Annotated in this window: 11 protein-coding genes; 4 read left to right on the forward strand and 7 right to left on the reverse strand. The window is 51.4% G+C overall.

Annotated features, from left to right (window positions below):
• Positions 1 to 413: 413 nt before the first annotated feature.
• The 5 genes from MXE39_RS03725 to MXE39_RS03745 all read right to left on the reverse strand — a co-directional run bounded on the left by MXE39_RS03725 (position 414) and on the right by MXE39_RS03745 (position 8,370).
• Positions 414 to 1,547, reverse strand: a complete 1,134-nt coding sequence (locus MXE39_RS03725; protein WP_246977395.1) for a hypothetical protein — start codon at positions 1,545 to 1,547, stop codon at positions 414 to 416.
• A 268-nt stretch (positions 1,548 to 1,815) separates the two neighbouring features.
• On the reverse strand, positions 1,816 to 3,048 hold the full coding sequence (gene serA, locus MXE39_RS03730) for a phosphoglycerate dehydrogenase (RefSeq protein ID WP_246977396.1): 1,233 nt from the start codon (positions 3,046 to 3,048) through the stop codon (positions 1,816 to 1,818).
• Between the two features lie 557 nt (positions 3,049 to 3,605).
• Positions 3,606 to 4,718, reverse strand: a complete 1,113-nt coding sequence (gene aroG / locus MXE39_RS03735) for a 3-deoxy-7-phosphoheptulonate synthase AroG (RefSeq protein ID WP_246977397.1) — start codon at positions 4,716 to 4,718, stop codon at positions 3,606 to 3,608.
• A gap of 1,727 nt (positions 4,719 to 6,445) precedes the next feature.
• The gene (locus tag MXE39_RS03740) at positions 6,446 to 6,928 is read right to left on the reverse strand and encodes a GNAT family N-acetyltransferase (RefSeq protein ID WP_246977398.1); all 483 of its coding nucleotides are present in this window, start codon (positions 6,926 to 6,928) and stop codon (positions 6,446 to 6,448) included.
• A 629-nt stretch (positions 6,929 to 7,557) separates the two neighbouring features.
• Positions 7,558 to 8,370 (reverse strand): exodeoxyribonuclease III, encoded by an 813-nt coding sequence (locus tag MXE39_RS03745; protein ID WP_246977399.1) that lies wholly within the window; start codon positions 8,368 to 8,370, stop codon positions 7,558 to 7,560.
• Between the two features lie 419 nt (positions 8,371 to 8,789).
• Here MXE39_RS03745 and ybaK point away from each other — a divergent pair, with 419 nt between their 5' ends.
• The 4 genes from ybaK (at position 8,790) to pfkA (ending at position 13,207) form a co-directional block, all read left to right on the forward strand.
• Positions 8,790 to 9,341, forward strand: coding sequence for a Cys-tRNA(Pro) deacylase (gene ybaK / locus MXE39_RS03750; RefSeq protein ID WP_246977400.1), 552 nt, complete (start codon positions 8,790 to 8,792; stop codon positions 9,339 to 9,341).
• 497 nt (positions 9,342 to 9,838) lie between these two features.
• Complete coding sequence (locus MXE39_RS03755; RefSeq protein ID WP_246977401.1) at positions 9,839 to 10,048, forward strand: Nif11 family protein; 210 nt, start codon at positions 9,839 to 9,841, stop codon at positions 10,046 to 10,048.
• Between the two features lie 706 nt (positions 10,049 to 10,754).
• A complete protein-coding gene (gene tpiA, locus MXE39_RS03760; protein ID WP_246977402.1) occupies positions 10,755 to 11,519 on the forward strand; it encodes a triose-phosphate isomerase in 765 nt (254 codons plus the stop codon).
• A 722-nt stretch (positions 11,520 to 12,241) separates the two neighbouring features.
• A complete protein-coding gene (pfkA, locus tag MXE39_RS03765) occupies positions 12,242 to 13,207 on the forward strand; it encodes a 6-phosphofructokinase (protein WP_246977403.1) in 966 nt (321 codons plus the stop codon).
• Positions 13,208 to 13,574: 367 nt separating this feature from the next.
• Here pfkA and MXE39_RS03770 read toward each other — a convergent pair whose 3' ends face one another.
• On the reverse strand, positions 13,575 to 14,390 hold the full coding sequence (locus tag MXE39_RS03770; protein WP_246977404.1) for a copper homeostasis protein CutC: 816 nt from the start codon (positions 14,388 to 14,390) through the stop codon (positions 13,575 to 13,577).
• A gap of 1,276 nt (positions 14,391 to 15,666) precedes the next feature.
• A complete protein-coding gene (locus MXE39_RS03775; RefSeq protein WP_246977405.1) occupies positions 15,667 to 16,623 on the reverse strand; it encodes a D-2-hydroxyacid dehydrogenase in 957 nt (318 codons plus the stop codon).
• Between the last annotated feature and the right edge of the window lie 1,980 nt (positions 16,624 to 18,603).

Genomic DNA, 18,603 nt, shown 5'->3' on the forward strand with positions numbered 1-18,603 from the left:
CACTGCCTGTCGAAAGGTCACGTTCAAGGACCATCTCAGAACGTAACAAATCCCCTGTTCTAAACGCCCCTGCAGGCCCATGCTGATCATGGCATCTCAGACAGTAAATACGCTGCAGCATTGACCAGGAGCAATGCTATGGCAAGGCTGCATGCTGCGCTTCATATTCAAGTATAAGGACATGCGGCTTAGCCGCATAAGCATCCCCGGCTGCCTGGTGTCTGATAAGCGGCTACGGGCAGACAGCCTCGCTGCATTGCCTGCAGACTGGCTGCATTGCAGGCCTTCTGCCAGGCTGACTGCATTGCTGGCCGACTGCCTGCTTGCCTGGCTGGTCAGTTCAAAGTGTGCTCTCCATAAAGCAAAAGGTCACCTTTCGGTGACCCTTTGTTTTGGAATGCTTTAAGCTCGGATTAGAAAATGTCCATGGCGCCTGGATCGCCTGCAGCGTTGTTACCTGCCGGCTGTGGGCTCTGCTGACCTGGCTGCTGGCCTGGCTGCTGAGCTGGAGCCTGTTCCGGGGCTGGTGCAGGTGCAGGTGCCGGTGCGGCGCCCTGCTGAGCTGGCTGCTGGGCAGGCTGCTGGACTGGACGGCCATCAGGGCCAATCTGCATTGGACCTGTTGCATTACCAAGAGACTTGTCCACAGCTGCGCCTGCGGTACCGGTGTTCACACCACCAGCAGCGCCGACAGGACGACCATCAGGGCCAATGCTGGCTGGACCGCCGCCTGGAGCAAATGGCATAACCTCAGGTGGAGGAGCCTTTTCAGGCTTTTCTTCCTTAACTGTCTCCTCAACCACTACTGGCTTAGGAGCGTTTGGATCGATGACCTCTTCCTCATCTTCCTTGAGGTTGTAGTCCTTAGGTGCATAGCCCTCCGGCTCACGGCCCATATAGTCAGGCAGATAAGTACGCTCACCACGCCATGCACGGTTGTAATTCTGACAGCTCTGCACGAGAGCATCAGAGTGCTCCATAAAACCGGCCAGAGGAACTTCGTAAACACGAACCTTGGCTGTTGCACCCTGCAGCAGAGCAATCTTGAGGGTGCCACCCTCACGCATCTGCAGGAAAAGATCACTTAAGGAGCGCTCCTGATTTTCAGTAAGCGGAGCGAAGAGAATACGATTACGGCCGGCAAGGTCGCCGCGCAGGGAGTATTCCTGCCCCTTGTCGACAACGAAACGGGCAAATACGAAATCATTGACTGAGTCAAACAGACGGATATCGAGGCTGTTGACTCTCAGCTCCATCAGAGGAGTTGGATTCTGCAGCATACAGCCTACCTTGAAAGTAAAGCTGTCAATCATGCTGCGGTTAATCTTGATGCCCAGAGTATGGTGCAGTACGGCTTCCTTGATGCTGATAAGCTTGGAGGCCGAACCCTTGTTATAGCTGTACTCAGGATCCTCAGTAAACTGCCAGCGGTTGGCGTCTGATACCTGAGGATCAGCGGCATGGACCGGAGCAGCAACAAAGCCCAGAAAACCACTGACCAGCAGGGCCAGTGATGTGGATGAAAGTTTACTAAATCTGTTGAGCATGGCGCAGCTTCACTCTGGATAATCTACAAAATCCTGGGGTTACTCTGCTGCCGCTAAGCTGTACTGATCAGATCACAACAGCGGTCACATCAGGACCTGCGGTGCAGATATGCCAAAAGCGCTGTTCACAGTTTTTTGACAGCTACAGACACGCTGTTGTGAAATTAACATTTCACCATGGCCGGTCGTAGTGTCCTGTGAGGGCAGCGCTTTTGCAGGAAAGGACCTGTTATCTGACAGATGGGATTTAAAGCCCGTAGATATCAGCTTAGAACAGGATACGGCACTTGAGAGTACCTGGAATTTCCTTGAGTAATGGAACAATGGTCTCAGGGGTTTCTGAGTGAATATCCATCACTACGTAACCTACATCACCACTTGTTTGCAAGTACTGTGCCGCAAGGTTGATGTTCTGGCTGGCGAAGACTTCGTTAATCTTCTGCATGATGCCCGGTATGTTCTTGTGCACGTGCAGCAGACGGGATACAGAGGTACGCTTGGCTGGCAGAGAAACCTCAGGGAAGTTTACTGCAGTCAGGGTGGAACCATTATCAGAGTACAGAGCAAGCTTCTGGGCCACCTCAATACCGATGTTGCACTGAGCTTCCTCAGTAGCAGCGCCAATATGAGGAGTGAGAATGACATTGTCAAACTCACGCAGCGGTGACTTGAACTCATCGTTATTGGATGCAGGCTCAACAGGGAATACGTCAACAGCAGCACCGGCTACCTTTTTAGAGCGCAGGGCATCAGCAAGGGCATCAACATCAACTACAGTGCCACGTGCGGCATTGACGAAGAACACGCCATCCTTCATGCGGGCAAAGGCACTGGCATCAATCATGTTCTTTGTGTCATCGGTTTCTGGAACATGCAGAGTAACGATGTCGGCCTGAGCAAAGAGCTCATCAATGGTATCAACCTGACGGGCATTGCCAAGGCTGAGCTTGTTCTCGATATCGTAGTAGATAACGGAAAGACCGAGGCCTTCAGCGATAATGCCTACCTGAGTACCAATGTGACCGTAACCGATGATACCGAGGGTCTTGCCACGGGCCTCGAAACAGCCGTGTGCAACCTTGTTCCAGCCACCACGGTGCAGCAGGGCATTACGGGCAGGAACATCACGTAACAGCTGGAGATACTCGCCTGTTACCAGCTCAGCTACAGAGCGGGTATTGGAAAAAGGAGCATTGAATACAGGAATACCGAGGCTGGCAGCAGTCTCAAGGTCTACCTGATTGGTACCGATACAGAAACAGCCGATACCGACAAGACGACGCGCGTGCTCCAGAACCTCCCTGGTCAGCTGAGTACGGGAGCGGATGCCAATGAAGTGGACATTGGCAATCTTGTCGAGCAGCTCCTGACCATCGTAGGCCTTCTTGTCATACTCAACATTGTTGTAGCCGGCTTTCTTAAAGGTATCAACCGCACTTGGGTCTACGCCTTCCAGAAGCAGGATCTTAATCTTGTCTTTCTCCAGTGATAAAGCCTGCATGTGTTCCTCTCTAATGCCGTGTTATCTCCCTCTGGCCTGGCAGCCATGAAGGGGCTGAATTGTTTCTCTTGCCCGCCCTGACTGTGCAGCCATGTACGGGCTCTGTGAAAATCAGTAGTCAGTCTAGCAAAATATCAATGTAAATAAGTACTGACCGGTAATATCTGTAACCCTTTGGACAGCTCCTGAAACTGACTGCAGCAGGTGCTGCTGCACCGACAATCGGCGGTGCTGCAGAGCAGCTGTACTGCGTCACTGGCTGCAGCGACCATCGGAACTGCAGAGCAACTGTACTGCGTCACTGGCTGCAGCGACCATCGGAACTGCAGAGCAACTGTGCTGCTTACCTGCCGTGGCGTGCCGTATGCACTGCGTAAAGGCTGTTTTTCAGGGCTTTTTGCGGCCTGCCCAGCGTGCATACAAACGATTGTGGGGGCCCAAAAACTATATAAGCCTGGCTTGGTCAAAGTCAGGCTTATGAGTGTTCGACTAAAAGGACAGGCATAGAAGAGTGATGCACAGCGGCATCATCCCCTTAATACCTGAGGGGGCGGCCCCTACTGTGCTTTGTTACGGGCACGGCGTGCCAGCACGGCCTCGTTAAGCTCGGCAAGCATGGCTTCGGTATCTTCAAAGCCTACGCAGGCGTCAGTTACAGACTGGCCGTATACGAGCTTGGACAGGTCTTCGCACAGATCCTGACGGCCCTCAACAATGTTGCTTTCGATCATTACGCCGAAAATCTTGTTGGAACCGGAAGAAATCTGGGTAGCAACATCATGGCAGACATCAAGCTGCTTCTTGAACTGCTTGGAGCTGTTAGAGTGTGAGAAGTCGATCATCACGGACTCTGGCAGCTTTGCAGCCTTTAACAGCTCGCAGGCCTGAGCTACGGCTACTGAGTGGTAGTTTGGCTCCTTGCCGCCGCGCAGAATGATGTGACAGTCATCGTTACCACGGGTATGAGCGATAGCTACGTGACCCATCTTGGTAACAGTCATGAAGGTATGTTCGTGCTGGGCTGCAACAACTGCATCTACAGCAATGCGGGTGGAACCGTCGGTGGCATTCTTAAAGCCTATAGGGCATGACATGCCTGAGGACAGCTCACGGTGAATCTGTGACTCGGTGGTACGGGCACCGATAGCACCCCATGAGATCAGCTCATCAATGTACTGAGGAGAGATCATGTCGAGGAACTCGGTAGCTGCAGGAACGCCCATGGCATTGACATCTACCAGCAGCTTGCGGGCAATACGCAGGCCGTTGTTGATATCAAAGGAGCTGTCCATGCGAGGATCGTTGATAAGCCCCTTCCAGCCCACAGTAGTTCTAGGCTTCTCGAAGTATACGCGCATGATAACTTCGAGCTGATCGGCGTACTTCTGACGTAATGGCAGCAGGCGCTGAGCGTAGTCAATGGCAGCTACAGGATCGTGAATGGAGCAAGGGCCGGTAATGACTACAAGACGGTCATCCTGACCGCGCATGATATTGTGAATGTTGTTACGGGTATTAAATACGAGCTGGTCAGCTGACTCAGTGGTAGGGAACTTTTCGATAATAGCCACTGGTGGAAGTAAAGGTAACACGTTATTTATCCTTGTATCCACGATGCCGTCGCGGTAGAGAGGAGGCTGTGGAATCATTGGTTCATTAATCAGGTTCATGGTTAAAACGCCTTATTAGTAGTTGTAGTTAAAGTAATACCAGTAGTGATAACGAGCAGCGGATCCAAAGCTAAATCGGCCAGTGTCAGCGACACCGTTGTTCATTGAGATAACGTCTGATCTGCGACTGCAGTGTGCAGCGGCAGGCAAATTATTAAGATTGCGTGCTTTCATCTGTTATTCAGGTCCTTTCCGCAAAAACGGTCCGGGCCATGCCTTTTAGTCTGATTGGATTACTGACCACCAGGGCTCCCTGCCTGCTCTCAAAGAGAATCAGGAGAGTATTGCAGCCTCAATGGCCTTGTCGTCGTCACTTCTGATACAGCCTTACTCAACTTTCCAATGATTTGTTACAAGGAAAGATTATGGCCCTGACGGGCCGCCCTCAGTTTCCTGGATACTGGCAGTTAACGCCTGTCCGGGACTGCTGCCTGCACTGTTCCCGGCTCCGGGAGCACTGTGCACTGGTGCTGCAGAAAAAACAAAGGCCCATAAAAGGCCCGATGAGCACCATTATGTTGTTGTTTGACAGTCAGCCTGACATGACAGGAGCTGATCAGAAATATCTGCACAGTTACCTGTACCGTCCTCAATGCTTTGGAAACACTACTGGTTTTTGGAGAACAGTGACAGTTGTGCTCTGCAGAATATGTATCCATTGTATGACCATGATCTGAAAGTAACAAGCCGCCCGCCCTATTTAGCCATGACCAGGCCCCTTTATCGCACCTTTTTGACGCACAAATCACGTACCATAACCATGCACGGCCACAAAGTGCACCACAACAATGCGACCCTGCAGCCCCCACATCACTGTGCCCTGGCAATACTGAGCGCCCCTCCAGTCCCTCATGCGGTGTACTCCTCTCTTCTCCAGCGGCACTGGCGCGGCAGCACAGCCTCTGGTACTGGCACGCTGCAGCTCAGCCTCTGGTCCTGGCACTGGCAGGAGGCAGCAAGCTGCCATGTCCGAAAATGCATTGACATGCCCACATGTGTACTGACACGGTACACTCAGCGCATCAGCTTCATGCTGTTCATAAAGATCACAGTAGCTTTGGGGGCTGCATTTTCCCCTGGAAACAGATAAATATATACTGTCCAGCCCTATGGCATCGACACATGTCAATATGCCTTTGCGCGGCCCGGGAAACAAAATTACAGGTATATGAAAAAGAATCAGCTGTGTACTTGCATAGCTCAAATGGTATTGATACAATTTACCTGAAGCACTTGGGCTGCAGTTCGGAATGCGGATTCTGGCTGCAGCTTTAAAATTTTATGGGCCCTGCAAAATAAATATGGCCTGTATATCAGCTTTATCAAGGCAGTCTCTACAGACTCTGACCAGCACTTGCGGGACCATCATGGTCCTTTTTCTTTGCCTGCTTTATGTATCTATCAAACACATGATAACGCCCATATTTATGCTGTTTTGACAAGCAACAGGCAAAAAAAATACCGCCCCTGTTACTGCATGTACAGTTCAGGGGCGGTATTTTTTAGTGCCGGGCCCGGTCGCACCTCAGGACGGCCCGGCCGTGACATGGCATGGTATGGCGCGGCCTGGCATGGTGTGCGGACTGGTGTATTACGCTGTTACAACAGTATGCCATCATGCCATCGCTGCTGCTCAGCTGAGCTTCATACTGCCTCTGTCAGCGCTGACCTGACGCGAGCAGCTATCAGACATAATAATTCAGACATCAGACTTTAGCTGTCTGCCATTAAACATTGGCGAGGTTCATCAGGGACTCACCAGAGAAGCGGTAGGTGGTCCAGTCATCCATAACCTTGCAGCCAAGTTTGGTGTAGAAGTTAATGGCATTGGTGTTCCAGTCCAGACATGCCAGCTCCAGACGGCCACAGTTACGGGACAGGGCAATCTGAGCCAGAGAGTGCAGCAGGAACTTGCCATAGCCCAGCTTGCGGTACTCAGGGATTACAAAGAGATCCTCAAGGTAGATACCGCCCTTGCCAAGGAAAGTGGAGAAGTTGTAGAAGAAGAGCGCAAAGCCCACTTCGTTTTCGTTGGAGTCCAGTGCAAAGATAACATCAGCTACCTTGCGGTCAAAAAGCCATTCGGTGAGCAGCTCAGGAGTTGCGGAAACCTCGCCTTCGAGGTGCTCAAAATGAGCCAGATCCTTGATGAATTTAAGGATAAGAGGCACATCTTCAACAGTGGCAAAACGGTAAGTCTTATCAGCCATAATTAACTCCTGTCAGTTGACCCGGTTAACAAATCCGCAACAGCATGAAAGCCGTCCGGTCCTTACTCCTATCTTACTCCCAAAGCCAGGATGCTGATATCGCACCACAGTTGCTAATTACAAAAGTGTTATCTGCGTCATATCCCTGCCCGCCTGAGCTTTCCATACTGAATACCAGCCAGTCAGCCCACAATGGTCCCCTGTGAAGCCTCATAAGAATAAACGGCTAAGGCGGGCCTTAAGGCCTCTCAGGCAGAGGCCATCTTGAGCAAAGCAGCTAAGGTCTGGCTCTGCGGCGGGGCAGAGCATGGCGCAGCCATGTGCGTGGTTAAGCACATTGCGCAGCCGGGTCCGTGGTTAAGCGCATGGGTTAAGACCATTGCCCGGCTGACCAGCAGGCTGACTGACGGGCAGCAGGACTCAGGTTCAGGCGGCACCGCCACTCCAGCCAGCATGACATGACAGCCGGATGCAGCAGGTAGCCCGGCTGCCTGCAGGGCATCTGGTGCTGCGGGCCTGAAACGGCACGGGGCGCTGTCCTCAAAGAGAACAGCGCCCCGTGTTATGCAGCGTGAACCTGCGGCCACTTTGCCATCAGCCTGCTGATGCTTCAGCTGCTCTTACAGCTGTTACAGCTCGAGGGTCAGGTTGACCGGGCAGTGGTCGGAACCAAAGACATCCTTTTCAATGGAGGCGTCCTTGATGCAGTCCTTAAGCTCATCGGAGACGAAGAAGTAATCGATTCTCCATCCTACGTTCTTGGCGCGGGCCTGCATCTTGTAGGACCACCATGAATAATGACCTTCCTCATTTCCTTTGATGTGGCGGAAAGTGTCGACATAGCCTGCTGAGGTGAACATGTCGAGGAAGTCACGCTCAATTTGCAGGAATCCGGTAGTATTCTTGTTTGTCTTTGGACGGGCAAGGTCTATCTCATGGTGTGCAATATTAAAATCGCCGCACACAACAATAGGCTTGCTCTTGCGCAGTTCCTGAGCATACTTAAAGAAACTATCAAAGAAACCCATTTTATACGGGACTCGCTTAAACTCTCCTTTGATAGGCTTACCATTCTCATCTAAAACCTCGGCGCCACCATTTGGGAAGTAGCCGTTGAAGAAGTGGAACTTCTCAAACTCAAGGTGGACAATACGGCCCTCACCCTGAAACTCAGGATCAGGCAACTCAATCTCTACAGATAACGGCTTGATACGGGAAAATACGGCAGTGCCGGAGTAACCCTTCTTGACCCTGGAGCTGGCAAAGAAGCTCTCATAGCCCTCTTTATTGACAATAGCTTCAGGGATCTGCTCTTTTTCAGCCTTGGTTTCCTGAAGTCCAATGACATCATACTTATCCTGAGCAAACCACTCCTGCCATTCAGGCTTGGCAGCCACTGCACGAATGCCGTTGACATTCCAAGAAGCAAGCTTTATTTCCATCAGTCCCCCTGACTTCAATGACACTGTAGTGTGTACGGAACACAGCAAGTGCTGCCTGCTGAAAACGTGCATCAATACCTGTAATGATGTCGTGCCAGTGGCTCACTGTCTGTGTCTGCATGTGTTATCTGTACGCTCTGCACCGCTAACAGCCAAAGTTCATGACATATACCGGTTCAGATCGCGCATATCATACCAGGCAAAACATGACTGATCTCACAGCAGTCACCATGGTGCAAAAAAATATCTATCATACCTGCCACAAAGGCCGCAAAAATCGCCGCCACTACCTCCATCCCGCTCTGATTTGTCACCATAATCCCAAACCTCCGGTAACAGCCCCGGCGCCCCACTGAGGACACAGCTGCAGACGGTGGAGTACATCAGTGAGGTTACGGTATGTCTGATACGGACATATAATGAGCCTTATCAGCTCACGACCATACTCAGAAGTGCCTCAGGCACCATTTCCGGGTAAGGCCTGCAATGGAGAAAATTCTGTGAAAACACCGGCTCTGGACTTTCTGGTCAAAAACAAAATCTCTTTTAAAGAATATGAGTATGTCAGCGACAATCATGACTTTGGCCGCCATGCTGCTCAGGCCCTTAACATGGATGAGCATAAGGTCTTCAAAACTATCATCCTCCATCATGACAAAACATATGTGACCTGCATTGTTCCGGTATCAGGAAGAATCTCCCTCAAGGCCGCCGCCCGCACCGCAAAGCTCAAGGACCTTGAGACCACTGATCCTCAGACTGCGCAGCGTGTCACCGGCTATGTGGTTGGCGGAATCAGCCCTTTTGGCCAGAAGCGTCGCACTGTTACCATTCTGGACGCCTCAGCTATTGGACAGGATGAAATACTGGTCTCAGCAGGCAAACGCGGCATGTCGGTTGGTATCAGACCAGAGGATCTGATAAGACTGCTCGACGCCATCACGGGCGATGTGCTGGAAAAAACAGCCTGACCGTCCCGGCTGCCTCTGCCAATGCCTCTGATTCTTAGCCTGCAGGCATACTATGCCTGTGCATCAGGCTCAGGCGGCGCCGCGAGACTGCCTGACGGTCAGGTCAATGTCAGCTGCATGACCTTCTGAGCGCAGCTGCATGGCAGATGCATGTCCCCGTGTTCTCACAGGGGCATGCCTGCAGAGCGGCAATGGAGGCCAGGAACTGGCGACAATGAACTGGCGGCAATGAACTGGCGGCAATGAACTGGCAGCCATGTCCGACAGCCCGGCCTGTGAGCTTTTAAGGGATAAAGTGCTTGTGGCAGTTCCACGTAAGGGGCGGACCAATCGGCATTTACAGGGGCCTGAACGTGGTCTTTGACAGCACAGACAAAGGCTTAACAGTGCCGCCTTTGTGTTTATATCGCGGTGCGATCAGTGTTATGATGCAGGCCATGCCCTGCAAATACAGGGCTCCGTTTAATCATTTTTCGCTGCGGCGATAAGGAGTTTTTATGAGCATTCAGGCTATTAATGATCTGTTTACCAGCCTTGACAAGAACGAAGAACTGACCAAGGAATTCGAGTCTATCCGTGCCGATGACAAGTTCCGTGAGAACCTGGTTGCTCTGGGCAAGAAGCACGGCTTTGAGTTCACCCTCCAGGAGCTTGAGGACGTAGCTGCCTGTGCCCGCGCTATTCAGCAGGGTGAAAAGGCTGAGTAAGCCTACTCTGAACACAGCTGTGTTTCTGGCATTGCATGCCTTATCAGAAGCCATGATCGCAATACGGTCATGGCTTCTGTCGTTTCCGGCCGTTCATATGGCCATGACATGGCATGTGTCGCTACTGCCAGGGACAGAGAACCCGGTTCAGGCTCATGCTCAGGCTGTGACTGAGCTGTCTTGCGTGCCGGTCATTGTCCAGGTGTGGTCTGGGGCCATCATTACCTGGAGCAGTGAGTGCCATGTTGGCGCAGAGCGGGTGCTGATGGTGTGGAGGCACTGTTACGGGGCAACATGAGCGTGCCAGGAGCGCAGTGATGCGGGCCGATGAAAACGTTTTACCTGCCCTTTGTAAGCTGTTTGCCTTTATGTCTTTCAAGTGATGGCTTTCGTGCCTTAAGCGACGCCCCCAAAAGGGGCCCCATAATGTTTAGTGGGGCGCCTTTTTGTCTTTTTTTCAGCCCTCAAAAAGGTGTAAAATGACCCCTGACCTGATCATTTGTATCATCAGCAATCTTTCATGTGATGAAAGACTGAGCACAGATCATGTTCAGGCATACCCCTAACAAGCTGATCAGCCTCTGCAGGCCTTGATCCTTTTCTGTATCAGACAGCACGGGAATAACGGCCTTACCAGGAATATTGATCCTGCGGGCCGGCTTGTAGATGCCAGATTCGTTATTTGCTTAACTATTGGAGATAAGACATGAGAACTCCTCTCGTAATGGGTAACTGGAAGCTCAACGGCACTAAGGATTCTGTAACTGCTTTAGTAAATGCCTTAAAGGAGCCAGCAAACAACGCTGCCGGTAAGGCTGAAGTAGCCGTTTGCGCCCCTGCCGTTTTCATCGGCATGGTTGAGAACCTTGCCCAGGGCTCCAAGCTTGCCTGGGGTTCAGAGGACTGCGATATTCACACCTCCGGCGCCTATACCGGTGAGAACTCCCCAGTGATGTTACGTGAGTTCGGCTGTACCTACGCCATCGTTGGTCACTCCGAGCGTCGTGAGTACCACAAGGAGTGCAGCAACTACGTTGCTCAGAAGTACCAGGCTGCTCAGCAGAACGGCTTAATTCCAGTATTATGCGTTGGTGAGTCCGAGGCTGAGTTCGACGCCGGCAAGACCATGGACGTTGTTCGTGAGGAGTTAAAGGCAGTTATCGATCTGTGCGGCATCGATTCCTTCAAGAATGCTGTTATCGCCTACGAGCCAATCTGGGCTATCGGCACCGGCAAGACTGCTACCCCTGAGATCGCTCAAAAGGTTCACGCTGACATTCGTGCTTACCTGGCTACCTTCTCTCAGGAAGTTGCTGACGGCGTACGTATCCTCTACGGTGGTTCCTGCAATGCCAAGACTGCCCCAGAGTTATTCGCTCAGAAGGACATCGACGGCGGCCTGGTTGGCGGCGCTTCCTTAAAGGCTGACGACTTCTCCGCTATCATCGCTGCTGCTGTAGCCAACGCCTAAAAGCCAAGGCTTATCAGTAAGTGCTCCGGGCTTGAGTCCCGGTTATAAGTGCGGCATATCATCAGCTGCATTTCAGCTGCTACAGGCACATGCTGTCTGTGGCAGCATAATCCTCAAATCCGTGTGTGCAGGGTATTGTGAGGACTTTCTAATCAGCTTGCGCCGGCTGCTGCTGACGCAGGAGAGTCTTATGGACAGATATGGTTAAGCTGTCCCAGGTTGAGTGTGACCTCCAGGCTGATGCTTCAGATTATTTTTTGGAACTAAAGAATAAGTTTCAACCACAGTTTTTACATTTGAGCTTTAGCATAATATGCACAGGCTCTCATACTGTCCTGCCGGATCCATTCCGACAGCTGCTGTCATGCCAGAGGGCATAAGCTCCTGCCGTGGTCAGCACTCCTCCAGCAAGTTGTCAGCATCAGCTGGCAGCCAGGAGCGCAAGGCTTCAGGATGCTGCAGGAAATTTTGACAGATGTGGTCTTATTACTCCAGGACGCCCCGGCCAATACAGGCGCTCCTGCCCGCCTCAAGCAAAAGTAAGTACCGGTCCAGGTTTTCAGTACAGATAAAGTTTTTCCCGTCTGGCCCCCCAGCATGGGGATAACACTGTGCCCGTCACCTCATAAGGTGACCTCCATAAGAGGACCAGGACCCTTGCCTGAGCTGAAAAAGGCGGATTATTTCAGGTTGGCTTTAGCTCCAGATCCAGGAAACAGAAAATGGCTATTAAAAAAGTTGGTATTTTAACCTCAGGTGGTGACGCCCCAGGCATGAACGCTGCCATCCGTGCTGTAGTTCGTACTGCTCTTGATTACGATTACGAAGTTTGCGGTATTCAGGACGGCTATCTTGGTCTGCATGAGGGAAATATCATCCCATTAGACCGTAAGAGCGTTTCTGACATGCTTAACCGTGGCGGCACTTTCCTCGGTACTGCCAGGTTCCCACAGTTCAAGGAAGAGGCTATCCGTCGCGAGTGCGTTGAAGTAATGAAAGAGCACAACATCGATGCTCTGGTAGTTGTAGGCGGTGACGGTTCCTACATGGGTGCCAAGCTCCTTTCCGAGCTGGGCTTCCCTTGTATCGGCCTGCCAGGCACCATCGATAACGATATCGCCGGTACCGACACCACCATCGGCTTCGATACTGCCTTAAACACTGCTGTTATCTGTATCGACCGTCTGCGTGACACCTGCTCCTCTCACAAGCGTATCTCCGTAGTTGAGGTTATGGGCCGTCACTGTGGTGACCTTGCTGTGAGCGCCGCTATTTCCTGTGGTGTGGAAGCTGTTCTGGTTCCTGAGAGACCATGGGACAAGGAAACTGTTTACAAGTCCATCGACGACTCCATTGCCAAGGGTAAGCGTCACGCCATTCTGGTAGTATGTGAGAACCAGACTGACGTTCACCAGATGGCTCAGGAAATCGAGCAGAGAACCGGTCTTGAGACCCGTGCTACCGTTATCGGCCACATTCAGCGTGGTGGCACTCCATCCGCTGCTGACCGTGTGCTGGCCTCCCGTATGGGTGCCTACGCTATTGAACTGCTGCGTCAGGGCCACTCTGGCCGCTGCATCGGCATTCAGCGCGGTGAGCTCGTACACCACGACATTATCGACTGCATCGAGAACATGAAGCACAAGTTCCACGAAGATCAGTACGATCTGGCTTTCTCCTTAAGCTAATCAGCTAAGGCAAAAGCCCGGCCGGTACGGCGCCCGCGCCCGCACCGACCACAAAGCCCTCTGTCCGACAGGACAGGGGGCTTTGTAATTTTTGCAGACCAGGAACCGGTTCTTGCCCGGCGTACTAAAAACAGCCATCTCAAGCCCCCATGAATGCACAAGGCCCTCTGTCCTTGCCGACAGAGGGCCTTGTAATGTACTGAACGCCTGGTTCGGCACTGTCACAACTGAGCGTGGGGACCTGCTCCTGTGGCCTTGCTGCAGCTGCTTTGGCTGCAGCAGCGGCGCTCCTGCCAGTCACAGTGCTACGCTGTTCCGCGCTGCCAGGCGTTTGTGCCTGACAGTGGGGCAGGCGCGCGGGGCCTGACTACTTATTGAGCTCAGGGGCGCTGTTTAACAGGGCGCTGATGGTCTCCAGGGCAATTTCCTTGCTGGTGTACTGAATAGCATACTCATCAGAGCCTGGCAGGCCCATAAAGACATCAGGGTTCTTATAGCTCATCATTGATGGATAGGTGTCCCTGGCAGAAAAGTGGAATTCCTTAATGCCTGAAATACGGGCAATCTCAACAATATTGGAAGGCTTGACACCGGCACCGGCCAGAATATGGATACGGCCGTCAGCCTTATCATGCAGCTCTTTGATATTCATTGCGCCTTCAAGAGCATTGGCCTTGCCGCCTGAAGTCAGAATACGGGTCACACCAAGCTTAATAAGCTGCTCCATGGTTTCGATACGGTCAGCGCACAGATCAAAGGCACGGTGGAAAGTTAACTCCATGCCATGAGCAGCATCTAGCATGAGCTCCATGGCATCAACATCCAACTTACCATCATGGGTAAGGCAGCCCACTACTACTGCGTTGGCGTTGAACTTACGGGCCATCATAATGTCATGGCGCATGATTTCCAGCTCTTCGCTGGTGTAAATAAAATCACCGGCTCGTGGTCTGATCAGGACGTTGAGTTTTGTATCAACCTCTGCACAGTGCTCACCGGCCACACGCATCATACCGTATGAAGGGGTAAGACCACCTTCACTCAGAGCTGAACACAGCTCAATTCTGTGGGCGCCGATTTCAGAGGCGACTTTCACGCCCTCAGTTGAGGTAACACACAGTTCAAAGGTATATCCGAGATCATTGGCGGCAGAGGTCACCAGATTCTTGCTGTTATTTTCCATGGGGCTCCGGGAGGTATGTTAATTAATCCTGATACCGGCTGTGAGCCTGAGCATCATAATGAAACGTACAGTATCTCAAGAAGAACTGAGAAAAACAGAAAGCAAAAGCACCAGCGCTCATGTCAGTCAGGCACAGATATCACCTTGACAGAGCAGCTGTACCCGGCCGTGACCATGCCTCAGGCAGACATCACTGAAAACCTGAGTGCCACTGTCCTCATATGCTCTGACGATATGGGCACCTGTCCCACAGACGCAACGCCCTGCAGGCAGGCCGTGACACTAAGGCTCCGGCCATATATACCTGCAGGTCATGCCCGCTGCATCATATGCATACATCATGTGCAAGCATACAGCTCAGTGCGCTCTGCACCCTGCGGGTCCCAGGCACAGTAAAGCTGTGCCATAAGCTCTGTACCATGTACCCGGTAGCTGTACCCTGTACCCTGGCCATGAGGCTCTTTTGACTGTACGGGATGAGCACCTGTTGCTGGCATAAGACCAGCTTATGATGTTATGGGCAGGAAGCATAAGCCCTGGGCACAATTTGTCCGCACACTGGACAAACAGATTGCGACCTGGTAATACCTGGCGCATCCGGGCAAAATGTCAGACGAAAATGAAGTTCAGCAGCCACTAAACCGAAGATTCTGTATTACTCAACAGATTGCTGCGGCGCATATTATCCCACGATATGCCTTTTCTGTCAGATTATGTTGGACAAAGCACCAGAGCTGCACATTACTAAACCTCAAAGACGCATCATTCAGCAGACAGATCCTCCTTATTTCAGTACATATTCGATCTGACAATGCCTTTGTACAGGCCTGTTGAGCTGCCATTATCCTCTGTGCCTGCATTACCCCATTATGGTACAACCAGGTTTAGTAACCAGGCTCCTGCAGGTGCCAGAAAACAGGTGGCTTAACCAGGCCCTTGCATCTGCCCGGAACCATGTCCTAGCCGACAGCCTGGCAGCATGCTGCCCGACCAGTGTCCAGCAGCATGAGTGAAACAGCATATGGCCGGCCCCGGCCCCGGAACAAGTATGCATGATCCGTCTCGCTGTCATGATGACAGTTAACCAGACCATAGCGATCCTTAATCATTGCCAGAGCAGCCTGGTGTCAGGTTATGGGCCGCCGGCCCGGCTGCAGGCATGGCAGGCATGGCAGGCAGGCACGGCTGCCGGCCATGAAAAAGGGCCAGGATTGCTGCTGGCCCCTGCTGACCTTTGAGGTCAGCTGTGTTGTTTTGTCTCCGGGCTTATGAGCCTTTAGACGATACGGCGTAAGGACTCACCCTTATGGAAGGCCTCGAGGTTCTCGCCAAACTGCTTGACCAGAGCCTGCAGACAGTCGTGAGACATCCATGCCTGATGAGGAGTGAGCAGGAAGTTGTCGTTGTTCTGTAACTTCACATATGGGTGATCGGCAGTTAAAGGCTCAACAGAAGCTACGTCAGCACCGGCACCGGCAATGGCACCACTGACAATGGCCTCAACCAGGTCATTTTCGTTGACCACACCGCCACGGGCATTGTTAATGATGAAGACGGACTTCTTCATGGTGGCGATTTCTTTGCTGGTAATGAGGTTGGTGGTGTCAGGAGTCAGAGGGCAGTTAACACTGATAAAGTCAGCCTGAGCAATGGCATCTTCAAACCTGGTGTAGCCGTCACGTACGGACTGGGCACCTCGGCGCTCGGCCTTGAGAACCTTCATGTTAAAGGCACTGGCAATAGCACCTACACGGGAGCCGATGGAGCCTGAACCGATTACGGTCAGGGTACGGCCGGCAAGGTCAACTACAGGGTATGGCAGCTGGCAGAAGCAGTTGGCATTAACCCACAGGCCATTCTCCATTTCCTTGCGGGTCTTAATCATGGAGCGGCTTAACATCAGCATCATGGTGATGGCGTGCTCAGCTACAGAGTCAGTTGAGTAGCCCTGAATGTTAGCCACACCAATGCCGTGCTCCTTGCAGTAATCGATATCGATATTGTTAAAGCCGGTAGCCAGCTCGGCAATGAACTTTACCTTTGGGCACTGGGAGAGCACTTCAGCGGTTAAACGGCTCTTATTGGTCACGATAATGGTAGCATCCTTAACGCGATCAACCAGCTCATCAGGGGCAGTGGTCTCATAGCTTACCCACTCATGCTCAAAAGATGGACGTGGTAATGGATAGGCCTTAGGGATGGAAATGGCATCGGTGACAACAATCTTTTCCATGAATAACTAACTCCGCAGTTAAAAATCAAACTCGTTCAAGCTAAACCGCCCCGCCAGCACAGCCCCTGTCAGCCGCCCCAACAGGTCAGCAGCCCCAGATCAGCAGCTCCAACATGGCCGCACACTCAGGCTCTGTCTGTACCCATAACATCTGTAATGGCCATGCAAAGGGACATTCCAGCACCACAGCGGCGCTGAGGCCAGGCATTCATCAGCTTTTGGCGCCTAAGTCTAATACAAAAACTACAGTTAATCTGTGCTCTACAGCCCAATGCAGTCTTATGAATAAAATACTCAAACAGCTCCAACTGCCCAGCCCCCGGCAGGAATATGGACTGCAGCTTCCCCCCGGCACGGCAGCCTGGCTCCTCAGCACTGCAGCAGGCTCCTAAGTTACTCCCTTTCTTGCCCGCCCTCAGGAGCGGCAGCCGGCTCCTCATACGCCCCATATTGCCCGAATCCCTGACAGAACGTCATAAGTCGCTCTGACTCATGTCGCCGCGTGGCGCGCAAGACAGCGCACTGCGGCTCATAGAGCAAGGCAGAGCCATACTGGCCATACGCCCTGTCAGAGCCGCAAAAGAGCAACTCTGCCATAAGCCTCAGCAGCTTATACAGTCTCTGCTACTGTCATATGCTCTGCTGCTTTCACAGTACCAGTCTCTGCCTCTGCCGCAGTCTCAGCAGCAGTCATATCCCTGTCTACCGCTGCCGATTAAAACTTACCCCATAAGACATGGTCAATGGGCTATGGGCCATATGACATGAGCCATGGGCTATGGGCTATGTTTCCCGCTCCATGGTGACGGGATGTCAATAAGAACAGATAGTTGACCATATGCCATGAGAGACCAGCATACACCAGAGCAAGAAACATCTTGCCCTTGTTAATTTGCCCCGCGATTCCCAGTGATTGTTCCGGCGGGAACAGTCCAGCCTGAAACAAGGGTGATAACTGTTCCCAGAGGGCTGTTACGCAGTGAACCAGCCCGCACCCAAAATCAGATAAATAACGCATTTCCTGTTGGGGAATTTATTTTGACCTGGCGTGGAACAATTTTATTTTTTGCAATTTTGTATACACGTGGAACCGCGTGGAACATTTTTTAACATTTACTGCCGCATGAATTTAACAAGGGCAAAATAACTGGCTTACGGTACAGAGCATTGCAGGCTAGTAAATACGGTATACAGGCCAGTCATCATACTTACACCAGGTCTCATGGACTGAGGCCCGCCCCACACTTTACCGGCAGAGCCTGGTGCTGCATAAAAATGGCAGGCACCCGACGCTAAAGATATTAGCCAGTCAGACAGCAAACTTACGGTATTTACCATGACATTTAAATTATGCCGTCACCTTCAGGCAGATCCGGGTTGAACATACATGCCTGAGATCGTCTATGCGACACAGTTTGGGGATAAAGACCTAAATTAATGGAACCTGTTTTTGACAGACAGTTACTGAATTAAGAACAGCATATATACGCTAATTTTGAAATTTTTTGTCCCACCCCAGAGCTATTTTCTAAAATAATAGAATAAATTTAATCTATAAATCTAAATACGTAATAGCTTCATGTGATGGGATCAACAACCTTAATTGGAGCAGTTAAAGAAAACTTTTCATAATACGTTATCTATCAGTTTTGCATGGCCTTACTAATACGACGTTGCCTATGGCAACATTATGTCGCTTGCCATCCTTGCGGTATCTATGAAGCACTCGTCCATATGCAGTGATGTATGCCCAGTCTGGGGGAGGCATCTCCGTGATATTTTTTAAAATAGCCATCAAAAAAACCTCAAATCAGCGGGATAACGCTATCCCAATAATTGTACAATTTTTGGTTATTTTTCTAACTATTATTTTACAAATATTCACTGAAAACCTGATTTTTAAGGATTTACGAATAACTTATCTTAGGATAATATTTTTTATTGCCAGTATCCTTTGGGACAAAAAGTTTCAAAATTAGC

It is taken from the genome of Anaerobiospirillum sp. NML120511, from assembly GCF_023050955.1.
GTDB lineage: Bacteria > Pseudomonadota > Gammaproteobacteria > Enterobacterales > Succinivibrionaceae > Anaerobiospirillum.

What these genes read in the sequence shown, in the direction of transcription:
- MXE39_RS03725 (WP_246977395.1), bottom strand. Translation starts at nt 1,547, where the DNA reads ATGCTCAACAGATTTAGTAAACTTTCATCCACATCACTGGCCCTGCTG.
- serA (WP_246977396.1), bottom strand. Translation starts at nt 3,048, where the DNA reads ATGCAGGCTTTATCACTGGAGAAAGACAAGATTAAGATCCTGCTTCTG.
- aroG (WP_246977397.1), bottom strand. Translation starts at nt 4,718, where the DNA reads ATGAACCTGATTAATGAACCAATGATTCCACAGCCTCCTCTCTACCGC.
- MXE39_RS03740 (WP_246977398.1), bottom strand. Translation starts at nt 6,928, where the DNA reads ATGGCTGATAAGACTTACCGTTTTGCCACTGTTGAAGATGTGCCTCTT.
- MXE39_RS03745 (WP_246977399.1), bottom strand. Translation starts at nt 8,370, where the DNA reads ATGGAAATAAAGCTTGCTTCTTGGAATGTCAACGGCATTCGTGCAGTG.
- ybaK (WP_246977400.1), top strand. Translation starts at nt 8,790, where the DNA reads ATGAGCCTTATCAGCTCACGACCATACTCAGAAGTGCCTCAGGCACCA.
- MXE39_RS03755 (WP_246977401.1), top strand. Translation starts at nt 9,839, where the DNA reads ATGAGCATTCAGGCTATTAATGATCTGTTTACCAGCCTTGACAAGAAC.
- tpiA (WP_246977402.1), top strand. Translation starts at nt 10,755, where the DNA reads ATGAGAACTCCTCTCGTAATGGGTAACTGGAAGCTCAACGGCACTAAG.
- pfkA (WP_246977403.1), top strand. Translation starts at nt 12,242, where the DNA reads ATGGCTATTAAAAAAGTTGGTATTTTAACCTCAGGTGGTGACGCCCCA.
- MXE39_RS03770 (WP_246977404.1), bottom strand. Translation starts at nt 14,390, where the DNA reads ATGGAAAATAACAGCAAGAATCTGGTGACCTCTGCCGCCAATGATCTC.
- MXE39_RS03775 (WP_246977405.1), bottom strand. Translation starts at nt 16,623, where the DNA reads ATGGAAAAGATTGTTGTCACCGATGCCATTTCCATCCCTAAGGCCTAT.